Origin of the sequence: Azotobacter vinelandii CA (genome assembly GCF_000380335.1) — a bacterium.
Lineage (GTDB): Bacteria > Pseudomonadota > Gammaproteobacteria > Pseudomonadales > Pseudomonadaceae > Azotobacter > Azotobacter vinelandii.
This window is the reverse complement of record NC_021149.1, coordinates 1176925-1199671: the sequence shown is the minus strand read 5'-3', so window position 1 is coordinate 1199671 and position 22747 is coordinate 1176925. Positions and strand designations below refer to the sequence as shown.

11 protein-coding genes are annotated in these 22747 nt (G+C 66.3%); 5 read left to right on the top strand and 6 right to left on the bottom strand.

What is annotated here, in order from left to right:
* Window positions 1–73: 73 nt before the first annotated feature.
* The 3 genes from AVCA_RS05550 to AVCA_RS26345 all read right to left on the bottom strand — a co-directional run bounded on the left by AVCA_RS05550 (window position 74) and on the right by AVCA_RS26345 (window position 4455).
* Window positions 74–2305 (bottom strand): TonB-dependent receptor, encoded by a 2232-nt coding sequence (locus AVCA_RS05550; protein ID WP_231876165.1) that lies wholly within the window; start codon window positions 2303–2305, stop codon window positions 74–76.
* Between the two features lie 475 nt (window positions 2306–2780).
* Complete coding sequence (locus AVCA_RS05545) at window positions 2781–3944, bottom strand: type III PLP-dependent enzyme (protein WP_012699879.1); 1164 nt, start codon at window positions 3942–3944, stop codon at window positions 2781–2783.
* 205 nt (window positions 3945–4149) lie between these two features.
* Window positions 4150–4455 carry a hypothetical protein gene (locus tag AVCA_RS26345; RefSeq protein WP_175555905.1) on the bottom strand — a complete coding sequence of 102 codons (306 nt, stop codon included), beginning with the start codon at window positions 4453–4455 and terminating at the stop codon, window positions 4150–4152.
* Between the two features lie 74 nt (window positions 4456–4529).
* Between AVCA_RS26345 and AVCA_RS05540 the strand changes: the two genes are divergently transcribed.
* From AVCA_RS05540 to AVCA_RS05525, 4 genes are all read left to right on the top strand, one after another.
* Window positions 4530–5507, top strand: coding sequence for an AraC family transcriptional regulator (locus AVCA_RS05540; RefSeq protein WP_012699876.1), 978 nt, complete (start codon window positions 4530–4532; stop codon window positions 5505–5507).
* 127 nt (window positions 5508–5634) lie between these two features.
* Window positions 5635–13785 (top strand): MBG domain-containing protein, encoded by an 8151-nt coding sequence (locus tag AVCA_RS05535; protein ID WP_012699875.1) that lies wholly within the window; start codon window positions 5635–5637, stop codon window positions 13783–13785.
* Window positions 13786–13791: 6 nt separating this feature from the next.
* Window positions 13792–15453, top strand: a complete 1662-nt coding sequence (locus tag AVCA_RS05530) for a ShlB/FhaC/HecB family hemolysin secretion/activation protein (protein ID WP_012699874.1) — start codon at window positions 13792–13794, stop codon at window positions 15451–15453.
* Window positions 15454–15744: 291 nt separating this feature from the next.
* Window positions 15745–17328: a peptide chain release factor 3 gene (locus AVCA_RS05525; protein ID WP_012699872.1), complete on the top strand. Its 1584-nt coding sequence runs from the start codon at window positions 15745–15747 to the stop codon at window positions 17326–17328.
* Between the two features lie 226 nt (window positions 17329–17554).
* Here AVCA_RS05525 and AVCA_RS05520 read toward each other — a convergent pair whose 3' ends face one another.
* A complete protein-coding gene (locus AVCA_RS05520) occupies window positions 17555–18937 on the bottom strand; it encodes an IS4-like element ISAzvi7 family transposase (protein ID WP_012699871.1) in 1383 nt (460 codons plus the stop codon).
* 137 nt (window positions 18938–19074) lie between these two features.
* A complete protein-coding gene (locus tag AVCA_RS05515; RefSeq protein ID WP_012700007.1) occupies window positions 19075–20028 on the bottom strand; it encodes an IS1595-like element ISAzvi1 family transposase in 954 nt (317 codons plus the stop codon).
* A 187-nt stretch (window positions 20029–20215) separates the two neighbouring features.
* Between AVCA_RS05515 and AVCA_RS05510 the strand changes: the two genes are divergently transcribed.
* Window positions 20216–20968 carry an SDR family NAD(P)-dependent oxidoreductase gene (locus tag AVCA_RS05510; RefSeq protein ID WP_012699869.1) on the top strand — a complete coding sequence of 251 codons (753 nt, stop codon included), beginning with the start codon at window positions 20216–20218 and terminating at the stop codon, window positions 20966–20968.
* A 2-nt stretch (window positions 20969–20970) separates the two neighbouring features.
* Here AVCA_RS05510 and AVCA_RS05505 read toward each other — a convergent pair whose 3' ends face one another.
* Window positions 20971–22746, bottom strand: coding sequence for a PTS fructose-like transporter subunit IIB (locus AVCA_RS05505; RefSeq protein WP_072432687.1), 1776 nt, complete (start codon window positions 22744–22746; stop codon window positions 20971–20973).
* Between the last annotated feature and the right edge of the window lies 1 nt (window position 22747).

Here is a 22747-nt window from a genome sequence, read left to right as displayed (position 1 = left end):
CAAAGCATCCCATCGAGCGGAACACCACCGGGATTGGCGCGAGCCGCTCCCTGGCGGCGAATACGGGCGGCGTTCAGAACCGGAAGTCGGTACTGACCTGAACCAGGCGCGGACTGCCCCACGCCACACGGGTTCCGTTCCAGTTCGAAGACACCGGATATTCCTCGTTGGTGAGGTTGTCGACGTTCATGCGTATCCCGATGTTCTGATTGATGTCGTAGGAAGCCATCAGGTTGTAGATCGTATAGCTGGGCAGCTTGCCGTACAGACCGTTGGCGATGATGCGGTTGGCGTCGTCCGGACGCCCCAGATAGGACGAACCGACGTGCTGCAGGCCGCCCCCCACCGTCAGGCCGAACGGCAGGCGATACGTGGTCCACAGGCTGGCGGACACCTCCGGCGTGAAGGCCAGGTCATCGCCATCGGTGCGGGAATGGCTGCCGTAGTCGGCCGGGTTGGCGTTGCGGCGCACCTGATCCATGCGGGTGCTGTGCCGGCGCTCGCTTTCCATCAGCATGAGGCCGCCGAACACGCTCCAGTTTTCGGTCAGCTTGCCGGTCGCGCTCAGTTCGAGGCCGTAGACGACCTGCTTGCCGTCGCCCTTGTGGCTGTCCTGGGTTTCGCCCGCGTCGCGGCCGGTGATCGGCACATCTTTCTTTTCCGTATAGAACAGCGCCGCCGCGGTGGAGAGACGATCCTTGAAAAAGTCCCACTTGGTGCCGATCTCGTAGCTGTAGGACACCACCGGATCGGCGCCCTCGACGAAACCGGGGAACACATTTGCATCCGGGCGGGAAATATCCGGGTTGGACAAATAGGACCCCGGCGGCTGGTGCGAAACCCCGAAGGCGGCATAGATGCTGCCGTTCTTCGCCGGCTTGTAGACCAGGCCCAGCTTGCCGCCCACCGTGAATTCGGAGTCGTCGTAACCGTCGATGGCCATGCGCGTACCATTCGCCAGCTTGCTGTCGATCCGTACCCGGTAATGCTCCAGGCGCACGCCGCCGGTGAGTTGCCAGCGCTCGTTGAATTCGGCGGTGTCGTAGGCGTACAGCGCCACGGTGTCGATCTTGACCTTGCTATCGTTGGCTTTCGACGGAGTCGCCGAACCGGTCCGGTTGTAGTCGGGCTCGTTGATGGGCGTGTTGCCGCCGTTCACGGTGGGATAGCCTTTGGATTCCGACTTTTCCAGGGTGAATTCGAGGCCGGCGGCCAGATTGTGCTTTATGGAACCGGTGAGAAAGCGCGCCGACAGATTGGTCAGGTTGCTGAAGGTGTAATTGTCCCGGTCGTAGAACTGCGTCTGGGTGGTGGCCTGCCGGGTGGCCGGAACGTAGCCGGTCGGCACGGTATAACGGGCATCCCGGCTGACCCGCGACCAGCGGGTCTGGTTGCTGAGACTCAGCCCGTCGCGCAGATCGTGCTCGAAGCGAGCCATGAAGGAATAACTGGTGGTGTCGTCGTAATCGGAGTCCAGGCCGTAGAACTCGTCGCGGTCGCCGCTGCCGGCACCGGGATCGTGCCGGTCCATGTAACGCACCGTGGCGCCGGGCACGCCCCAGTCGGGCCGGTCGTTCTGCTCCAGGTGCTCGTAGAAGAAGATCGCCCGGGTGTCGGTGCCGAGGCCGAAGGCCAGGGAAGGCGCCAGGCCCCAACTGTTTTTCTCGGCATGTTCGCGGCCGGGTATGCCGCTGTCCTCCCACAACAGGTTCAGGCGCATGGCCACGGTGTCGGCCAGCGGCTGGTTGAGGTCCAGAGTGGTGCGTTTGCGGGCCTCGGACTGGTACTGATCGAAGCCATAGGTGGCCACACCGCCGATGGATCTTTCCAGCGTTGGAACCTTGGTCACCATGTTGACATAGCCGCCGGCACCGCCGCGGCCGTTGTCGGCGGCCGGCCCCTTGACGACCTCGACCTGCTCGATGTTGAACACATCACGGGTGTAGCTGCCGGAGTCGCGCGAATCATCGATGAAGATGTTGCCGCTGGTGTCGAAGCCGCGCAGACTGAAGTTGTTGGAGCTGGTGGAGAAACCGTTCTCGCCGGCGTTGAAACTGATCCCCGGAGTGTTTCTCAGGACCTCGGTCAGGTTGCGCGCGCCTTGCTCCCGATAGAGGGTTTCCGGAATCACGCTGATGGTTTGTGGCGTATCCAACAACGGCGCGGTGTGCTTGGGCGAAGAAGTCCGATCGACCTTGTAGCCATCATCCTTCTCGCCAAGAACCGAGAAACTGTCGAGCTCTACCGAATCCTCGCGCTCCCTGGCGACCTCCGCCGCCAGCCCGGCCTCCCCGCAAGAAAACATGGCAAGACCGATTGCCGAAACCAGTGGGCCGCGCTGCTGAAATCCTTCAACGCCATCTTCGCAGAGTTGCTTTCTCATGAAAAATCGACTCGATTTGGGGATTTCCCAAATCCTACTCAAGAGAGAATCTCATTCAACAATTGAGATTTATTTACATTTACAAAATGTGACATACGAGTATGTATATATAAATGCAGAAATAGATGAGTCACCTTGCCGTCTCTGAACGTACCCGCTCCCCGCGGTCGCCCACTCCGCCCCGGCAAGGGGCCGCAGCCGACGGTTCGAAAAATAAGGTCGAGAGAGGATGGCGCAGCCCCCAATGGGGGAATGGCGACGAACACCGGCGCCAGCTTCGGAACCAGAATCACGCAAGGTGGGAACCGGTCGATCGGTTCGCGTTGGAGGTCGCCTCCGGACACGAAAACGCCGCGACGGACGCGGCGTTTTTCACTGGCGGGCAGAGCTTATAGGCTTATAGATAATAGGACTTCAGCGGCGGGAAGCCGTTGAACTCCACGGCGCTGTAACTGGTGGTATAGGCGCCGGTGGACAGCCAGTACAGGCGGTCGCCGCTGGCCAGGTTGAGCGGCAGGCCGTACTTGTAGTTCTCGTACATGATGTCGGCGCTGTCGCAGGTCGGCCCGGCGATCACCACCTCTTCCATCTCGCCCTTCTTCTCGGTCCAGATCGGGTACTTGATGGCCTCGTCCATGGTCTCGATCAGACCGGAGAACTTGCCCACGTCGGTGTACACCCAGCGCTCCACGGCGGTGCGCGACTTGCGCGAGACCAGCACCACTTCGCTGACCAGGATGCCGGCGTTGGCGATCAGCGAGCGGCCCGGCTCGAGGATGATCTCCGGCAGTTCCTCGCCGAAGTCTTCCTTGAGGAAGCGGATGATTTCCTCGGCATAGGTCTGCAGGCTGTTGGTCTTGGTGATGTAGTTGGCCGGGAAACCGCCGCCCATGTTGATCATCTTCAGCTCGATGCCGTCTTCCTGCTTGAGGCGCTCGAAGATCACCTTGACCTTGGCGATCACCGCGTCCCAGACGTCGATGTCGCGCTGCTGGCTGCCCACGTGGAAGGACAGGCCGTAGGGCACCAGGCCCAACTGGCGGGCGAGGATCATCAGGTCCAGGGCCATGTCCGGCTGGCAGCCGAACTTGCGCGACAGCGGCCAGTCGGCCGACGCGGTGCCCTCGGTGAGGATGCGCACATAGACCTTGGAGCCCGGCGCGGCCTTGGCGATGTTGCGCAGGTCGGCCTCGGAATCGGTGGCGAACAGGCGCACGCCCTTCTCGTAGAAGTAGCGGATGTCCTTGGCCTTCTTGATGGTGTTGCCGTAGCTGACGCGCTCGGGACCGACGCCTTCGGCCATCACCTTGTCCAGCTCGTAGCGCGAGGCGATGTCGAAGTTCGAGCCCTTGTCGCGCAGCAGGCGAATGATCTCCACCGCCGGGTTGGCCTTCACCGCGTAGTAGATGCGGGCGAAGGGGAAACAGTCGCCCAGTTCCTCGTAGGCGTTGGCGATGATCTCGGTATCGATGACGACGAAGGGCGTTTCCTGCTTGTCGGCGAAGGCCTTCATGCGCTGGAAAGTGGCGGGTGGGTAGTAGTCTTCGATCTTGATCGACATGCACGGACTCCAAATGGCAAAACGCGGAAAGGGTCAAAAAGGGGTTCGAACGCCTGATCAGTTTCCCCACTTTGGTTCGCCTACTTCCCAAGGCTTGTCGCCGAAAGCAAAAAGGCCAACCGGAAAGGCGGGTTGACCTTGCTGTCTCGTCGTCAGTACTTGAGCCGGATGGATCGTTTCCAGCATGGACGTTCGGCCGCGAACTTTAGGGCCACACGCCACGGGCGGCAATCGGAAATTGCCCTGCAAGGCGGCTCTTTACATTGTCACCGACGAACGTTGCAAATCTTCGACAGAACGTCATGAATGCTGCACGTTCCATGACCTTCGGAACATGCTCCGCCTCGAAAACCGGCAGGCTCGCGCCGCTGGACACGCCGCCAGGGCCCGACAGCGAACCGCTCGTCGGCGAAATCGTCCAGCGCGCCTTTTCCTGGTTGCCGGCCGACCGGGCAGTGTTTTGAGTTTTTCGAAAAAGTTCCTTATTTTCCGTCGGCCAGCTCCTTGCCACGAACCGCCGCCGGGCCGAGGGCATGGCCCGGCGATCGCCGGTCGACCCCATGCGTTGCCGAAAAGGAATCGCCCATGCTTCCCGCGGACCCCGTCACCGGCCAGCCCGACGCACAGACGGAATCCCATCTGATCGAGCAGGAGCTGGCGCTGCTGTTCGACAAACCGCCGGCCGGCCCGCTCGCTCCCCGCCTGCGCAACGGCCTGCCACCCCGCTTGCTGGAAGACACGCGTATCGTCAAGGCCATCCGCCTGATCGAATCGACCACGGAAGAGCCGTTCCCCCTGGAGCGGATCGCCGCCCACGCCAATCTCAGCGCCTCGCGTTTCCAGCGCCGCTTCCAGGAGGCGATGGGCGAGAGCCCCGGCGAGTACCTGCGGCGCACGCGGCTGGACCGCGCGGCGATCTTTCTCATCATCTCCCAGGAGTCGGTGCTGTCGATCGCCCTGTCGACGGGTTATGCCAGTCATGAAGCCTTCATCCGCGCCTTCCACCGCCAGTTCGGCCTGGTACCCACGCAATACCGCCAGTTCGCCCGCCGGGCCTCCACCCCATTGGCCCCGGAAGACGAACCACGCGTAGCCCAAGTGCGGGTGGAATCCTTCCCGTCGCAGCCGGTGCTGGCCATGCGCTTCTATGGCAGCTATGCGCTGGTCGAGGACAACTGGCGGCGCTTCGCCGAATGCCTCGACCGGGCCGGCTTTCCCCTGGCCGATGCCCAGGCCGTCGGCATCGTTCAGGACAACCCGGAAATCACCCCCAACGACCTGGTGCGCTACGATTGCGCCATCGTCGACGCCGGCTTCGACCGCGAGCACCCCGCTCTCTCGCGCCTGATCCTGCCCGCCGCGCGCTTCGCCTGCCTGGAGCATCGCGCACCCTACAGCCACATCTTTCCGGTCTATCGCACCATCGGCTCGGTGTGGGGGCCACGCTCCGGCGAATGCTTCGGCGCCGGCGGGACGGGCACCCTGGAGCGCTACCGGCAGCCACCCTGGCTGAACGGCGGCGGAGAGCAATGGCTGGACGTGACCATCGCTCTGAAAAACTGAGCCAGGACGCGGGAAGGCGCGACGCGCCCGCAATGATGGCGAAAAGACAGCAATCTCTATCAAGAAGGTATCCGCGCCCACCTCCTAGGCTACCCGGCTCAATTGCTTCGGGCAGTCGGGAGGGAACATGAACCGGATCTTCAACATCGTCTGGAACCGTTCGCTGGGCGGCTGGACAGTCGCCAGCGAACACGCCCGCCAGCGCGGCAGGCCCGGCGGCGCCTGCCGCGCCCTGGCCAGCGTCGTCGCCCTCGCCCCCGCCTGCGCTTTCGCCGCCGACCTGCCCAGCGGCGGCGACGTCGTCTCCGGCGCCGCCGGCATCGCCACCACCGGCAAGGAGATGACCGTCTCCCAGTCCACCGCCAAAGTCGCCATCGACTGGCAATCCTTCGACATCGGCACCGACAACAAGGTGACCTTCGACCAGCCGAGCAGCAGCTCCATCGCGCTGAACCGCGTCACCGGCTCCGACGCCTCGAAGATCATGGGCACCCTGCAAGCCAACGGCCGGGTCTTCATCGTCAACCCCAACGGCGTGCTGTTCGGCAAGGACGCCCAGGTAGAAGTCGGCGGACTGGTCGCCTCCACCCTGGACATCGCCAACGAGGACTTCGAGAAGGGCAACTACCGCTTCAAGGGCGACGGCAGCAACGCCGCCGTCACCAACCGGGGCAACATCACCGCCGCCGACGGCGGCGCCGTGGCCCTGCTCGGCGGCACCGTCAGCAACCGGGGCACCATAGTCGCCAACCGGGGCACGGTGGCCCTGGCCGCCGGCAACGCGGTGACGCTGGACTTCGTCGGCGACGGCCTGCTCAGCGTGCAGGTCGACGAAGCCACCGCCGACGCCCTGGTGGAAAACCACCAGCTCATCAAGGCCGACGGCGGCCAGGTCATCATGACCGCCCGGGCCAGCGACGCCCTGCTGAAGACCGTGGTCAACAACGACGGCATCGTCGAAGCGCAAACCCTCGGCGAGATGAACGGCCGGATCGTCCTCGACGGCGGCGACGAAGGCACCGTGCAGGTCGCCGGCACGCTCGACGCCAGCGCCACGCTGTCCTCTCCCCCGGCCCCTCTCCCGCAAGCGGGCGAGGGGAGCCAAGCCGCGGACGCCCTCGGCATTACCGCTCCACACCCACAAGAGGAGAGCCGGATCGCGGGCCTCACCGGCAGCACGGGCAACCTCCCCTCTCCCATGCATGGGAGAGGGGCCGGGGGAGAGGGTAACGGCGGCAGCATCGAGGTCACCGGCCGGCGCATCGCCCTGACCGGAGCCACCCTGGACGCCAGCGGCACGACCGGCGGCGGCACCATCAAGGTCGGCGGCGACTGGCAGGGTTCCGGCACCCTGGCCCACGCCAAGACCACCACGGTGGACGCGAAAACCACCCTCAAGGCCGACGCCACCGAACAAGGCGACGGCGGCAAGGTCGTGGTCTGGTCGGACGAGAAGACCACCTACGCCGGCAGCATCAGCGCGAAAGGCGGCAAGCGGGGCGGCGACGGCGGCAAGGCGGAAGTCTCCGGCAAGGCGGTGCTGGCCTTCGAGGGCAAGGTCGACCTGACCGCCGAACAGGGCCGGACCGGCGACCTGCTGCTGGACCCGTACGACCTGACCATCAGCGACACCGGCGACAGCAATGTCAGCAGCTTCACCGCCAGCGGCGACGACAGCGTGCTCGACGCCTCCACCCTGGAAACCGCGCTGTCCACCGCCAACGTCACCGTCTCCACCGGCACGGGCGGCACCCAGGCCGGCGACATCACCGTGGCCTCGGCAGTGGAATGGAGCGCAGATACCGTCCTGACGCTGCAAGCGGCGGGCAACATCGACGTCGACGCAGACATCACCGCCACCGGCGACAGCGCCGGCCTGGTCCTCTCCTACGGTTCCGGGCAAGGCTACGGCCTCAACGATGGCGCGCGGATCACCCTGTCGGGGGACGCCGCCACGCTGTCCATCGGCGAGACCGGTTCGCTTGCCAGCTATACGCTGATCCATGATGTCACCGCCCTGCAGGCCATGAGCCTGAGCGGTTATTACGCCTTGGCCGAGGATATCGACGCCAGCGCCACCAGCGCGTGGAACGGCGGCGCCGGGTTTGCCCCCATCGGCACCATTGGCGGGAGTGAATTCGGCGGTACCCTGGCCGGTCTGGGCCATGCCATCGACGGGCTGACCATCAAGCGCAGCAGCAACGCGACCGGATTGTTCGGCGCCACCAGCGGCACCACCATCCGCGACCTGACGCTATCCAACGCCGCCATCGTCGGCATGGCACGCACCGGGGCGCTGATCGGCGATGCCTATGGCACCACGCTGACCAATATCCATATCACCGGCACGGTGACCGGGTATCAGGAAGTCGGCGGCATCGCCGGATGGTTCGGCGATTCATCCCTGACCGATTCATCATCCACGGCCAGCGTGACAGCCACCGTCAACGCCGCCGGGGGATTGGCCGGCTATGGCTATTACGGGGTGAGCATATCCGACTCCTATTCCGTCGGGGCGGTCAGCGCCGGCGACCAGGCCGGCGGGTTGATCGGGCGGGCCAGCGGTGCCACCACGACCCTGAGCAATGTGTACGCCAGCGGCGCAATCACCGGCAGCAATGCCGGTGGGTTGATCGGCGTCGCGAATAGCGGCACCACCTTCGCCACCACCAATGCCTATTGGGATATGACCACCACCGGCCAGGGCACCAGCCCCACCGGCACCGGCATCGCCAACAGCAATGCCTTTACCCAAGCCACCTATGCCGGCTTCGACTTCACCAATACCTGGGTGATGATCGCGGGCCAGACCCGGCCGATGCTGCGCAACGAATATTCCACCGTCATCCATACGCCCCATGCGCTGCAATTGATGTCGCTGGCCCCGTCGGGCAGCTACCGGCTGGGCACCAACCTGTCCCTGGCCGCCACCGCCAGCAACAGCGGCGAAATCTGGGGGGCCGGCGGCTTTTTCCCCATCGGCGACAATTCCACCCCCTTTACCGGCACCTTCAATGGGCAAAGCCATACCATCGCCGGCCTGACCATCGATCGCGGCGCCACCGATTACGTGGGTCTGTTCGGCTATACCAGTGGGGCCACGATCAGCAATGTGGGCCTGGCAGGCGGCAGCGTCACCGGCAATGATGATGTCGGCACCCTGATCGGTTACATGCAGGACGGCTCAGTGACCAATGCCTCCGCGAGCGCCACGGTCTCGGCGAACAGTTCCGGCGAAGCCAACGCGGGTGGCCTGGTGGGCGCCAATGATGGAGGTGCCATCAGCAGTTCCTCCGCCAGCGGCAATGTGACGGGCGCGGGTTATCAGGCCGGCGGGCTGGTCGGCTATCTCCTCAACGGAGGATCCATCGCCCAGTCTTATGCCACAGGCAACGTGACAGGGACCAATACGACCGCTGGATACGGCTACATCGGCGGTCTGGTCGGCGCCAATGGCTTTTCCGGCGACGGCGGCACGATCAGCCAGTCTTACGCCACCGGCTCGGTGACCGGCGCCGCCGGCCCCATCGGCGGATTGGTGGGCCACAACGAGGGTGCCATCACCAATTCCTATTCCCTTGGTGCGGTGATCGGCACCGGTTCGGCTTCGAACGTCGGCGGACTGGTGGGGGTCAATTACAACAACGGCACCATCGTCACCAGCTATGCCGCCGGCTATGTCAGCGGCACCGGCCCGGGCGGGCTGGTGGGCTGGAACAACAATGCCGCCGGGGCCATCGTCCTGAGTTACTGGAACACCGAAACCACCGGCCAGTCATCGGGAATAGGCGGGGGCAACGGCAACGCCATCGCCCGGACCACGGCACAGTTGCAGGGCACCCTGCCCACCGGTTTCTCCGCCTCGATCTGGGGCGCCGGCGCCAATCTCTATCCCTATTTCGGCTGGCGCTATCCGACGACGCCGATCGCGGTTTCGGGCCTTGCCTATTCCGATGCGGGCACCAGCGCCCTGGCCGGCGCCGGGGTCACGGCGATTTCGGACGGCAGCGCCATCGGTTATGCCAGCACTGGCGCCAACGGCTACTACTACGTCCTGGCCGACGCGGATACCTTGGCGAGCACCGGGGCGCTCGCCTATCTCGATAACGGCAGCGCCAATGGGGCGGCATTCAGCGACGTGATCGGCACCAACGGGGTGCAGAACCTGTCGATCTATGGCTCGGGCGCCCACCTGATCACCGACGCCGCCACGCTGACGGCCACGCGCACGAACTACATCGCGACCTTCGGCGGCTACGGCGACAGCGACCTGTCGTTCCTGTCGAACAGTTCGCTCGACAACCTGACCACCGTCGCCGGCTACGGCGTCTACCTCGACGCCAGCGGCGACTACGGGTTGAACACCAACCTGGGATCGAGCGGCCTGCTGTCGCTCGCCAGCGGCGGCACCTTCGGCGTGTCCGGCGACATCGATCTCACCGCCGCCGGCGACCTGACGATCGGCGATGCCGTCGCCTGGAACGACACGTCGAGCCTGACCCTGACCACCACGTCGAGCGGCGACATCGCCCTGGGCGACACGCTGACCGCCGCCGACGGCACGCTGACCGTGGCAGCAGCGGGCACGGCAACGACGGCGGACGCGATCGACGTCGGCACCTTCGCCCTGACTTCCGGCACCTGGCGGCAGATCGCCACCAGCCTGCCGTCGTTCAGCGCCACCGATTTCCGCCTGACCACCAGCGCCACCTTCATCCGGGCGACCGGCGGCACCGGAGCCAGCGGCACCCCCTATCTGATCGCCGATGTCTATGGGCTTCAGGGCATGGCCTCGACTTCGCTGCTCGGCGCGCACTTCGCGCTGGCCAACGACATCGACGCCAGCGGCACTGCCGACTGGAACTGCGACGGCAGCGGCAATTGCACCGGCTTCAACCCGATCGGCGATATCGGCACCACCTTCACCGGCACCTTTGACGGTAACGGGCATATCATCAGCGACCTGACCCTCAACCGCAGCGACAGCGAGAACTACATCGGTCTGTTCGGCTACGTCGGCAGCAGTGGCAGCATCGCCAACGTCGGGCTGGAGGACGGCAGCGTCAGCGGCGGCTATTACTACATCGGCAGCCTGGCCGGCTACAACGCCGGCACCATCAGCGGCAGCCATGCCGATGTGAACGTGAGCGTGAGCGGCGCCAGTTGGTACGGTGGCGGGCTGGTCGGCTACAACGCCGGCAGCATCAGCGACAGCCACGCCACCGGCGACGTGCAGGCCGTCGGCGTCAGCCGCGAATACGGCAGCCAGTATCTCGGCGGGCTGGTCGGCAACAACACGGGCAGCATCCAGTACAGCTACGCCACCGGCGATGTCAGCGGCGAATACATCGTCGGCGGGCTGGTGGGCAGCAACAGCGGCAGCATCGAGGCTTCCTACGCCACCGGCGACGTCAACGGCATCACCGACTACTACGGCGGCAACTTCATCGGTGGTCTGGCGGGGGTCAACAACAACGGCAGCATCAGCGACAGCTACGCCAGCGGCAAGGTGACGGGCAACTACGACGTGGGCGGGCTGGTCGGGGATAACTTTGCCTACGGCGGCACGGCCAGCATCGGCAACAGCTATGCCACCGGCAGTGTGACGGGCACCAACTACATCGGTGGGCTGGTCGGGACGAACAATTCCAGCATCACCGCCAGCTTCTACGCCACCACCGATACCGACGGCAATGCCATCAACAACGGCAGCGACGGTGCGTGGACCGGCAACGCCTATGGCACGGCCAAGACCCTGGCGCAACTGCAGACCCTGTCCACCTTCACCGACGCCGGCTGGGACATCGACGACGAAGGCGGCACCGGCAAGACCTGGCGCCTCTACGAAGGCGACACCACGCCGCTACTGCGCCATTTCCTGACCGCCGTGACGGTGACGGCCGACGGCAGCGCGAGCAAGACCTACGACGGCACCAGCACGGGCAGTCTGGGCAGCGGCTACACCGCCACGCTGACCGACGGCAGCGCCGCCGACGCCAGCCCGATCGACGGCACGCTGACCTACACCACCGGCAGCGCCAATGCCGGCAGCTACACGCTGGCCGCTGGCACACTGGGCCTGGGCGGACTGTATTCCGACCAGCAGGGCTACGACATCGGCTACGCCGGCACGGCCAGCGTCAGCATCGACAAGGCGGCGCTGACCGTGACCGCCAACGATGCCGACAAGACCTACGACGGCCTCGCATACAGCGGCGGCAATGGCGTGACTTACAGCGGCTTCGTCAACGGCGAAGACACTTCGGTGCTTTCCGGCACGCTGGGCTATGGCGGCACGGCGCAGGGCGCGGTGAACGCCGGCGACTACGCGATCGCCGCCAGCGGCCTGAGCGCCACCAACTACGCCATCGCCTACGTCGCCGGCGATCTGAGCATCGACAGGGCGGCGCTGACCATCACCGCCTCCGATGCCTCCAAGACCTACGGCGAGACCGCGAACCTGAGCGACTACAGCGTGTCGGGTCTGGTCAACGGCGATTCGGTCGGCCGCGTCGATCTCGCCAGCACCGGCGAGCCGGCGACCGCGACGGTCGGCCGCTACGCCATCGCCGCCAGCGGTGCCGAGGGCACGGGCCTGTCGAACTACGACATCGGCTATGTCGACGGCACCCTGACGGTCGGCAAGGCCGGGCTGACCATCACCGCCTCCGATGCCTCCAAGACCTACGGCGAAACCGCGAGCCTGGGCGGCTACAGCGTGTCGGGTCTGGTCAACGGCGATTCGGTCGGCCGCGTCGATCTGGCCGGCGCCGGCACGGCCAACACCGCGACGGTCGGCAGCTACACGATCACGGCCAGCGACGCCGACGGCACGGGGCTGTCGAACTACGACATTACCTATGTGGACGGCACCCTGACCGTGGCCAAGGCCGGGCTGACGATCACGGCGAGCGATACGTCCAAGACCTACGGCGAAACCGCGAGTCTGAACGGCTACACGGTCGATGGCCTGCTCAACGGCGACAGCGTGAGCGGCGTCGATCTGGCCGGCGCCGGCACGGCCAACACCGCGACGGTCGGCAGCTACACGATCACGGCCAGCGACGCCGACGGCACGGGGCTGTCGAACTACGACATCACCTATGTGGACGGCACCCTGACCGTGGCCAAGGCCGGGCTGACGATCACGGCGAACGATACGTCCAAGACCTACGGCGAAACCGCGAGTCTGAACGGCTACACGGTCGATGGCCTGGTCAACGGCGACGGCGTGAACAGCGTCGATCTCGCCAGCACTGGCAAGGCGGCGACCGCGACGGTCGGCAGCTACGCCATCGCCGCCAGCGGTGCCGAGGGCACGGGTCTGTCGAACTACGACATCGGCTATGTCGACGGCACCCTGACGGTCGGCAAGGCCGGGCTGACCATCACCGCCTCCGATGCCTCCAAGACCTACGGCGAAACCGCGAGCCTGGGCGGCTACAGCGTGTCGGGTCTGGTCAACGGCGATTCGGTCGGCAGCGTCGATCTCGCCAGCACCGGCGAGGCGGCGACCGCGATGGTCGGCCGCTACACCACCACCGCCAGCAACGCCGACGGCACGGGCCTGTCGAACTACGACATCGGCTATGTCGATGGCTCGCTGACGGTCGGCAAGGCCGGGCTGACCATCACCGCCTCCAATGCCTCCAAAACCTACGGTGAAACCGCGAGCTTGAGCGGCTACAGCGTGTCGGGTTTGGTCAACGGCGATTCGGTCGGCCGCGTCGATCTCGCCAGCGCCGGCAAGACGGCGACCGCGACGGTCGGCAGCTACGCCATCACCGCCGCTAATGCCGATGGCACGGGCTTGTCGAACTACGACATCGGCTATGTCGACGGCACCCTCACCATCGGCAAGGCCGGGCTGACGATCACCGCCAACGACGCCGGCAAGACCTACGACGGGCTGGCCTTCAGCGGCGGCAACGGCGTCAGCTATTCCGGTTTCGTCGAGGGCGAGGACGCTTCCGTGCTGTCCGGCACCCTGGTCTACGGCGGCTCGGCTCAGGGCGCCGTCGATGCCGGCGGCTACGAGCTCAGCGCCGGCGGCCTGACTTCCGGCAATTACGCCATCGCCTACCTGCCCGGCGGCCTGACCATAACCCCGGCCATCCCGGTCGTCGCCGAACCGTCCCGCCTCTTCCAGCCGCCGGCGGCCTATGCCGACATCCTCGCCTCGGTCCACGACAACGAGCGCAAGCCGCTGGTTCTGGGCGGGCAACGCGACCCCTACCAGGTCATCGACACCGGCATCCGCCTGCCCGAAGGAATCTGATCCGCCATGCGCCTGTCCACGAGTCTGCTGTCCGTCGCCTTGCTGCCCGTTTCCCTGCTCGCCTCCTCCGTCGCCCTGGCCGCCAGTGCGCCGGACGCCGGCCAGACCCTGCAGAGCCTGGAGCCGCCGCTGCAATTGCCGCCGCGCCAGTCCCTGGAGCTGAACCTGCCCGACGCGCCCGCCGCCGAGGTCAAGTCCGGCGGGCCGAGCCTGCAGGTCCGCGGTTTCGTTCTCGACGGCAACGCCGCCATTCCCGCCGCCGAGTTGTTGCCGCTGCTCGGCGATCTCAAGGGCCGCTCGGTGTCGCTCGGCGAGCTGCGCGCCGGCGCCGGGCGCATCACCCGCCTGTACCGCGAGCGCGGCTATCCGCTGGCCCGCGCCTATCTGCCGGCCCAGGAGATCGAGGCCGGTGTCGTGAAGATCGCCGTGCTGGAAGGCCGTTATGGCGAGATCCGCGTCGACGGCAAGGCGCACCTCGGCGGTTCGGCCCTGGCCCCGCTGGCCGCCCTCAAGCCCGGCGAGGCGGTGCGCGCCGGCCCGCTGGAGCGCAGCCTGCTGCTGTTGCAGGAAACCCCCGGCGTGGCGGTGAAGTCGACGTTGCGCCCCGGCGCCGATACGGGTACCACCGATCTGCTGGTCGAGACCAGGCCGGAGCGGCTGGTCAGCGGCAGCATCGATGCCGACAACTACGGCAACCGCTTCACCGGCGAGTACCGGCTGGGGGCGACCGTGAACGTCGACAATCCGCTGGGCCTGGGCGACCGCCTGAGCCTGCGCGCCATGGGTTCGGACGAGGATCAGGATTACTACCGCGTCGCCTATCAACTACCGGTCGGGCCCTGGGCGACCCGCTTCGGCGTCGCCTGGTCGGACATGGATTACCAGCTCTCCAAGGATTTCGGCGATCTCGATGCCCACGGCGAGGCGCGCATCGCCAGCCTGTTCGCCCTCCAGCCGCTGATCCGCCGCCGGGATTTCTCCCTGGATGCCCGCCTGCAGTTCGATGCCAAGCACCTGAAGGACGATATCGATCTGTTCGACAGCCGCAGCGACAAGCGTTTCCGGGTCACCACCCTGGGCCTTTCCGGCGGCGGGCGCGACCGGCTGTCCGGCGGCGGCGTCTATGCCTTCGCCCTGGACTGGAGCCACGGCAGCCTGAACCTCGACGGCGGCCAGGAGAAGGACTCCGACCGCGCCAGCGCCGGCATCGCCGGGCAATACCATGTGCTGCGCCCGAGCCTGACCCGGCTGCAGCGCCTGACCGAGCGCTTCAGCCTGTATGCCCAATTGCAGGGGCAGTGGGCCGACGGCAACCTGGACAGCTCGGAAAAGCTCTACCTGGGCGGCGCCTACGGCGTGCGCGCCTACCCGCAGGGCGAGGCGTCCGGCGACCAGGGCTGGCTGGCCAACCTCGAACTGCGCTATGCGCTGAGCGACGCCTGGCAGTTCTCCAGCTTCGTCGACCACGGCGAAGTGCGGCTGCACAAGGACACCTGGGACGACGGCGAAAACCACCGCCATCTGTCCGGCGCGGGGCTCGGCGCCGCCTGGGCCACGCATGGCTGGCGGGTCAGCGCCACGGCGGCCTGGCGGCTGGGCAACGAGGACGCCGAGAGCGACAAACGCCGCGTGCCGCAGCTCTGGGCGCAGGTGGTGCGCTATTTCTGAGTAACCGTATTCGGGGCCAGCCGGTTCCGGATCGGCACGACAGCGCGGGCGCCGGGCTTCGGGCTGCCTGCGGCAGGTCGCGGATGAATCCGCTCCCACAGGGAGAACACTGCCGGTGTGGGAGCGGATTCATCCGCGACCCGCGCCGACGGAACGGCAGGCCGGCTGGTCGCCGGGCAGCCGGTTCCGCTACTGCCCGGCGGATGGAATCGCTCCGGCGAATGACGGGGGAAGCCGGCGCCATCCTGTATACTTCGCGTCCATTTTTCGCTCCGCTCCAGGTTTCCACCCATGACCACCCAGGCCGCCGAAGTCGCCAAGCGCCGTACCTTCGCCATCATCTCCCACCCCGACGCGGGCAAGACCACCATCACCGAGAAGCTGCTGCTGATGGGCCAGGCGATCGCCGTGGCCGGCACGGTGAAGTCGCGCAAGTCCGACCGCCACGCCACCTCCGACTGGATGGAGATGGAGAAGCAGCGCGGCATTTCCATCACCACCTCGGTGATGCAGTTCCCCTACCGCGAGCACATGATCAACCTGCTCGACACCCCCGGCCACGAGGATTTCTCCGAGGACACCTACCGCACCCTGACCGCGGTGGACTCGGCGCTGATGGTGCTCGACGGCGGCAAGGGCGTCGAGCCGCGGACCATCGCGCTGATGGACGTCTGCCGGCTGCGCGACACGCCGATCGTCAGCTTCATCAACAAGCTCGACCGCGACATCCGCGACCCCATCGAACTGCTCGACGAGATCGAGGCGGTGCTGAAGATCAAGGCCGCGCCCATCACCTGGCCGATCGGCTCCTACAAGGACTTCAAGGGCGTCTATCACCTGGCTGCGGACAGGATCTTCGTCTACGTGCCGGGCCACGGCCACGAACGCATCGAGGTGCCGGTGATCCAGGGGCTGGATTCGGCCGAGGCGCGCGAGCACCTGGGCGATCTCTACGACGGCTTCGTCGAGCAGCTTGAGCTAGTGAAGGGCGCCTGCCACGAATTCGACCGGGACGCCTTCCTCGAGGGCGAGATGACCCCGGTGTTCTTCGGCACCGCGCTCGGCAACTTCGGCGTCGACCAGGTGCTCGACTGCATCGTCGACTGGGCGCCGCAGCCGCTGTCGCGCGCCGCCCACGAGCGGGTGGTGGAGCCGACCGAGGAGAAGTTCACCGGCTTCGTGTTCAAGATCCAGGCGAACATGGACCCGAAGCACCGCGACCGCATCGCCTTCCTGCGCATCTGCTCGGGCAGGTACGAGAAGGGCATGAAGATGCGCCACGTGCGGATCAAGAAGGACCTGAAGATCGCCGACGCGCTGACCTTCTTCTCCAGCGAGCGCGAGATGCTGGAAGAGGCCTGGGCCGGCGACATCATCGGCCTGCACAACCACGGCACCATCCAGATCGGCGATACCTTCAGCGAGGGCGAGATCCTCGGCTTCACCGGCATCCCGCATTTCGCCCCGGAGCTGTTCCGCCGCGTGCGCCTGAAGGACCCGCTGAAATCCAAGCAGTTGCGCCAGGGCCTGCAGGAGCTGGCCGAGGAAGGCGCGACCCAGGTGTTCTTCCCCGAGCGCAGCAACGACATCATCCTCGGCGCGGTCGGCGTGCTGCAGTTCGACGTGGTGGCCAGCCGGCTGAAGGAGGAATACAAGGTCGAGTGCGCCTACGAGGCGGTCAACGTCTGGTCGGCACGCTGGATCGAATGCGACGACAAGAAGAAGCTCGAGGACTTCAAGGTCAAGGCCTTCGAGAACATCGCCATCGACGGCGGCGGCCACCTCACCTACCTGGCGCCGACCCGGGTCAACCTGAGCCTGATGGAAGAGCGCTGGCCGGAAGTGAAATTCCGCGCTACCCGCGAGCATCACTGATCCCCTGGGCAGGAGCCGGCCCGGCCGGCTCCGCACCTCCCGCCGCCCTCCCCGCACGAAGGCTGTCAGGCCCAGCCCTCCGAGGCCTTTTGCTTTTCGCGGCGTCGAGCGCGCCTGCGCTTGCCCCTCCCTACGGCGCGGAGCGACCGGCCCCGGAACTCTCGCGCAGGAGCGAGAGAGCCATCGAGCGACGAGGATGATCGTGCCCACGCTTCTGCGCTCGTCGTTATACATAAGTTCCGGCGAGCGCATCGCGTGCTTCCAGTGCAATGACAAACTCCCGCAATCGCTGCAATCCGATCCACATGGCCTTGGGGCCGGGTGGGCCATCGTGTTTGCGCCCCAGATAGCCGCCCAGACCGGCCACCCACTCAACCATCTCGCCCAGTCGAGGTGGCACCGGCGGCGGTGGGCAGCGCTTGATCACGAGGTAGGCGGCCCGCCACTCCCGGGCTTCGAAAATCAACTCGCAATTCAGCTCCGGGCAGGCACGTCCGAGCATCAGGCTGTACAGCACTCGCCAGGCAACCACCAGGTAAAGCCCGATGCAAGGCAGTAGCCGCTCCTCGGTTTCCAGTTGCAGGCAATTGATCTGACAGCCGTTTTTCAGGACATGAAAGTAAATCTCGATATACCAGCGCACGGCATACCAGGCGACAATCGTAGAGGCCTGTTCCAGGCTGCCCACCGGCAAGCTGGTCAGCAACAGCCACTCCAGCGGCTCGACGCCCTCCGGAGGATTCTCTTCGCGGGCCAGCACGGCATTGACGGAGACTTCCGGCAAGTGGCGACCGATTCGAGCGGGGGGACGCAGCACGACAGTGGCCGAACGCAACGTGACCCGGGCCTGCCGGGCCGGGCGCTTCGGGCGTGCCCGGACCTCGACGGCGAGCTGCCCCAGACCCGGCGCCATGGCCAGCGATGCCCATAGCTTGTCGGCATCGCCCGTCAGCACGCGTCGATCCTGTGCCGCACGCACGATCCACTGCGCCCGCGTGGACGGTGCGACTTCCGCATACTCGGTGAACCATTCATACAGATCCCCTTCCGCATCGGCGAGGTTCACCAATTGCGTTTTGGAGATCTGCCCCTGCAACGCGCAGCTAGCCTGGTAACTGTCGATCCAGCGCCGGCTCTCCTTCTCGTCCACGCCCTTGCCACGACGCGCCTTGCGCGGACTCGGTTCGTCGCGGCTCCACCACAAGGCCTCCACGACCCCAAGGCAGATGCGTTCTGGGGTAAAGGCCACGGTCGGATGCAACCGACGCGGGTATTTCTGCTGCTCCTTGAGCGTGCCCACGCCCTTGGGGCCCAGGCTCACCCACTTGTCGAGCTCGGTGGTGTCCTGTACCAGCAACACCACCGGGCAACACTCCATGCGCTGCAGCGTGGCATCCCGATGCGGTGTCAGCACCGTCTCGAATGTTGCCTTCTCGTGGTCGAAGAACCGATAGGCCGCCATCGTTTCCGCCCAGCCCCGGCAGGCCGCGGGAATGCTGCTCCCCGGGTGCGCTCCCAACCGCTCCAGGACCTTGGCTACCCGTACATTCAGGCGCTCATCGCCCAGGTCGGCGGTCTGCATTTCCTCCTCTGCCCAGTTCATCGTCATTCTCCACGAATCCCTTTTGGGTATAGACCTGTGGGGACTGGAGTTGTGTATAACGACGAGCGCTCCTGCGTGGGCACGTTGCAGAGGACGCTTCGGCGCCTTTCCTGCCGATCGATTATCGGGGAGTTTAGGCAAGGCTATGTCTGAGTTAGCTGTTGCATGGCTACTCGCCCCAGCGCCTCCCTCAAGCAAATCAATGGATTGAGCTGCGTCTTGTAGCGTTCGAGCAGGCGGCGCCATCCCAGGTAATGGGTCAGATACTTGGTGGCCACCCCATGAAAGGGAATCATCCAGCTCTTCAGTCGGCTGTCATAGGCGTTCACGTTCTGGATGTGAAAAGGCCCATCGACCCTGCGCTTCTGGCTCGGATTGACCGGCTGATGGGTGATGCCTTCTGCCTTGGCAAAGTGGGCATAGACGGCGGCACTGTCAGAGCAAAGAATCGCATCAGCATCGATCAGGGGGCGTAGTCGCTCCCTGACATGCACGGCATCGAGCTTCTTCAGCTGAAAGTCGGCATGCTGGCCGCTGCGATCTCTCACCACCAGGACAGGAATCTGCTCGGCAGACAACCCGCGTTGCTTCGCGCTGCCTCCGCGCCTGCGAGGTGGGCGCGGCAAGTCTCGCTGTCCCTTGAAAGACTCCAGGAAGAAGGTTTCATCGGCCTCGACAATCCCGGACTCATGCTGAGCCTGGTGATCGGCGATCTGGGTCAGGAACCGGTGTCGCCACAGGAAGGCTGTGTTCTTACTGACGCCACAGTGTTTCGCCGCCCTGCGTACCGTCAGGCTCTGGGTCAACGCCTCGGCATAGCCTTGCCAGAGATGGCGCTTTCGCAGGCGCGCCATCGGTGTACCCGTCAATGGGTTGCTGGTTTTGCCGCAAAACTTGCAGCGATACCGTGGCAGGCCGCCACTGGAGCCCCACGGCTGTAACTCGCTGGACTGACAGTGCGGGCAACTGCTGGGCGTGGCGATCATCTCCTGCGGAAGGCTGCCTGGTGCCGACAGGCATGCCTTCAGCTGCTCACGCTGTTCCGGGCTGAGGTTGGAGAGCTGAGCGATCCATCGCGTGAACTGACTCGCTTTCATGATCCACCTCCCGCATGCAGAGACGCCATGATCAGCTTAGCCTGCTGCAACAGCTAACTCAGACATAGCCTTAGGCAAAGACCTTGGAGGGGCCGGCTGTCAGGCCTTGTCAAACCGCTCTGGCATGCTACTTCTACGCCCTCGCGCTCGCCCCGGCGAGCCAACCCCCTCACTCAAGGAGAAGTCCATGGATCTTCAATTGCAGAACCGAAACGTACTGGTCACCGGCGGTACCCGCGGCATCGGCCGGGCCATCGTCGAAGGCTTTTTGCGCGAAGGCGCGCGCGTGGCCTTCTGCGCCCGCGACCCGCAGGGCGTGGCGCAGGCCGAACGGGAACTCGGCGCGCAGGCCTTCGGCCAGGCCGTCGACGTCACCGACGGCGCGGCGCTGGAGCAGTGGGTGAAAGACGCGGCGGCGCGCCTGGGCGGGATCGACATCGTCGTGCCCAATGTCAGCGCGCTGGCCGGCGGGCAGAATCTGTCGGCCTGGCGGCAGGCCTTCGAGACCGACCTGCTCGGCACCGTCGGCCTGGTCAACGCCGCCCTGCCCTGGCTCGAGCGATCCGAGGCGGGAGCGATCGTGATCATCTCCAGCGTCTCCGGCCGGCAGATCGACCTCTTCGCGGAGCCCTACGGCGCACTCAAGGCGGCGCTGATCCACTACGGCAAGGGCCTGGCCCTGCGCCTGGCCGGGCAGCGCATCCGGGTCAACGTGGTCTCGCCGGGCAACGTCTACTTCGAGGACGGCGTCTGGGGCCGGATCGAGCGCGAGCAGCCGGAACTCTTCGCCAGGTGCCTGGCGGCGAACCCCATGGGCCGCATGGCGCGGCCCGAGGAAGTGGCCAACGCCACGCTGTTCCTGGCCAGCGCGGCCGCCAGCTTCACCACTGGCACCAGCCTGCTGGTCGACGGCGGCCTGACCCAGGCGGTCCAGTACTGAGTTCAGGCGTGCCGGCCCGACGGCCGCTCGGCGGGCTGGCCGGGCCGCTCCGTCGCAGCCGCCATCTCGGCGACCTCCCCGCGCTTGAGCACGGCGTACAGCCCCCCGGTCAGCAGGCTGCCGGCGGCGATCGCCAGCAGGTACAGGAGCGCATGATTGATCGCGTTGGGAATCAGCAGCACGAACAGTCCGCCGTGCGGCGCCATCAGCTTGCAGCCGAAGAACATCGACAAGGCGCCGGTCAGGGCGCCGCCGGCGACGCTCGCCGGGATCACCCGCAGCGGGTCCCTGGCGGCGAAGGGTATCGCCCCCTCGGAGATGAAGCACAGTCCCAGCACGCCGGCGGCCTTGCCGGCCTGCCGCTCGGCCTGGGCGAACTTGTAGCGGGCCAGCAGGCTGGCGATGGCCATGCCGAGCGGCGGCACCATGCCGGCCGCCATGGTCGCCGCCATCGGCGCGTAGCTCTGCGAGGCCAGGAGCCCCACCGAGAAGGCATAGGCCGCCTTGTTGACCGGCCCGCCCAGGTCGACGCACATCATGCCGCCGAGCAGCAGGCCGAGGAGCACGGCATTGGTGCTGCCCATGCCGTTGAGGAAGTCGGTCAGCCCGGCGAGCATGCCGGCCACCGGCGCACCGACCACGTAGATCATCACCAGCCCGGTGAACAGGCTGGAGAGCAGCGGGATCAGCAGGATCGGCTTGAGCGATTCGAGGCTGGCCGGCAGGCGCAGCCAGCGGCCGAGGGCGCGGGAGCAATAGCCGGCGAGAAAGCCGGCGGCGATGCCGCCGATGAAGCCCGCGCCCAGTTCGCCGGCCAGCAGGCCGCCGATCATCCCCGGCGCGAGGCCGGGACGGTCGGCGATGGAATAGGCGATGTAGCCGGCCAGCACCGGCACCATCAGCTTGAACGCGGTGTCGCCGCCGATCCGCATCAGCGCCGCGGCCAGACTGCCCTCCTCCCTGAACGCCTCAATGCCGAAGACGAACGACAGGGCGATCAGGAGGCCGCCGGCCACCACCATCGGCAGCATGTAGGACACCCCGGTCAAGAGATGTTTATAGGGGCCGCTCCTCATCGCCTTGCCCGGCGAGGCAGCCGCGGCGGGGCTCGCGCCGGCCTGCGGCAGCGCCTCCTCCAGGGCGCGGCGCAGGGTCTGCTGCGGCTGCTTGAGGGCCACGCCGGTGCCGCAGCGGTAGATTTTCTTGCCGGCGAAGCGGCTGGTGTCCACCTCGATGTCGGTGGCCAGCAGCACCACGTCGGCGGCGGCGATGGCCGCCTCGTCGAGCAGGTTGCGCGCGCCCACCGAACCACGGGTCTCCACCTGCAGCGCGTAGCCGAGCTGCCTGGCGGCCTGCTGCAGGGCCTCGGCGGCCATGAAGGTGTGGGCCACCCCAGTCGGACAGGCGGTCACCGCCACCAGCCGCGGCTGGGCACCGGACGTGGCAGCCGGCGCGGCCGCCCGCGGCTGGAACGGCTCGGCACGCGCGGCGGCCTCTTCGAGGAAGCGCTGCGGGTCCTGCAGCGCATCGGCCGGAGTGGACTGCAGCAGACGCTTGCCGGCGAAGCGGTCGAGCGCCAGCTCGCCGGTCTTGACCACCACCACCAGATCGGCGGCGGCGATGTCTTCCTCGGCGAGCGGCGAGCCGATCGCCCTGGGATCATGCACCTCGACACGGGTGGTCCAGCCCAGGCGCAGGGCCGCCGCTTCCAGCAGGCGCGCGCAGAGCACGCTAGTGACCATGCCGCTCGGACAGGCAGTGACGATCAGCAGATTCATG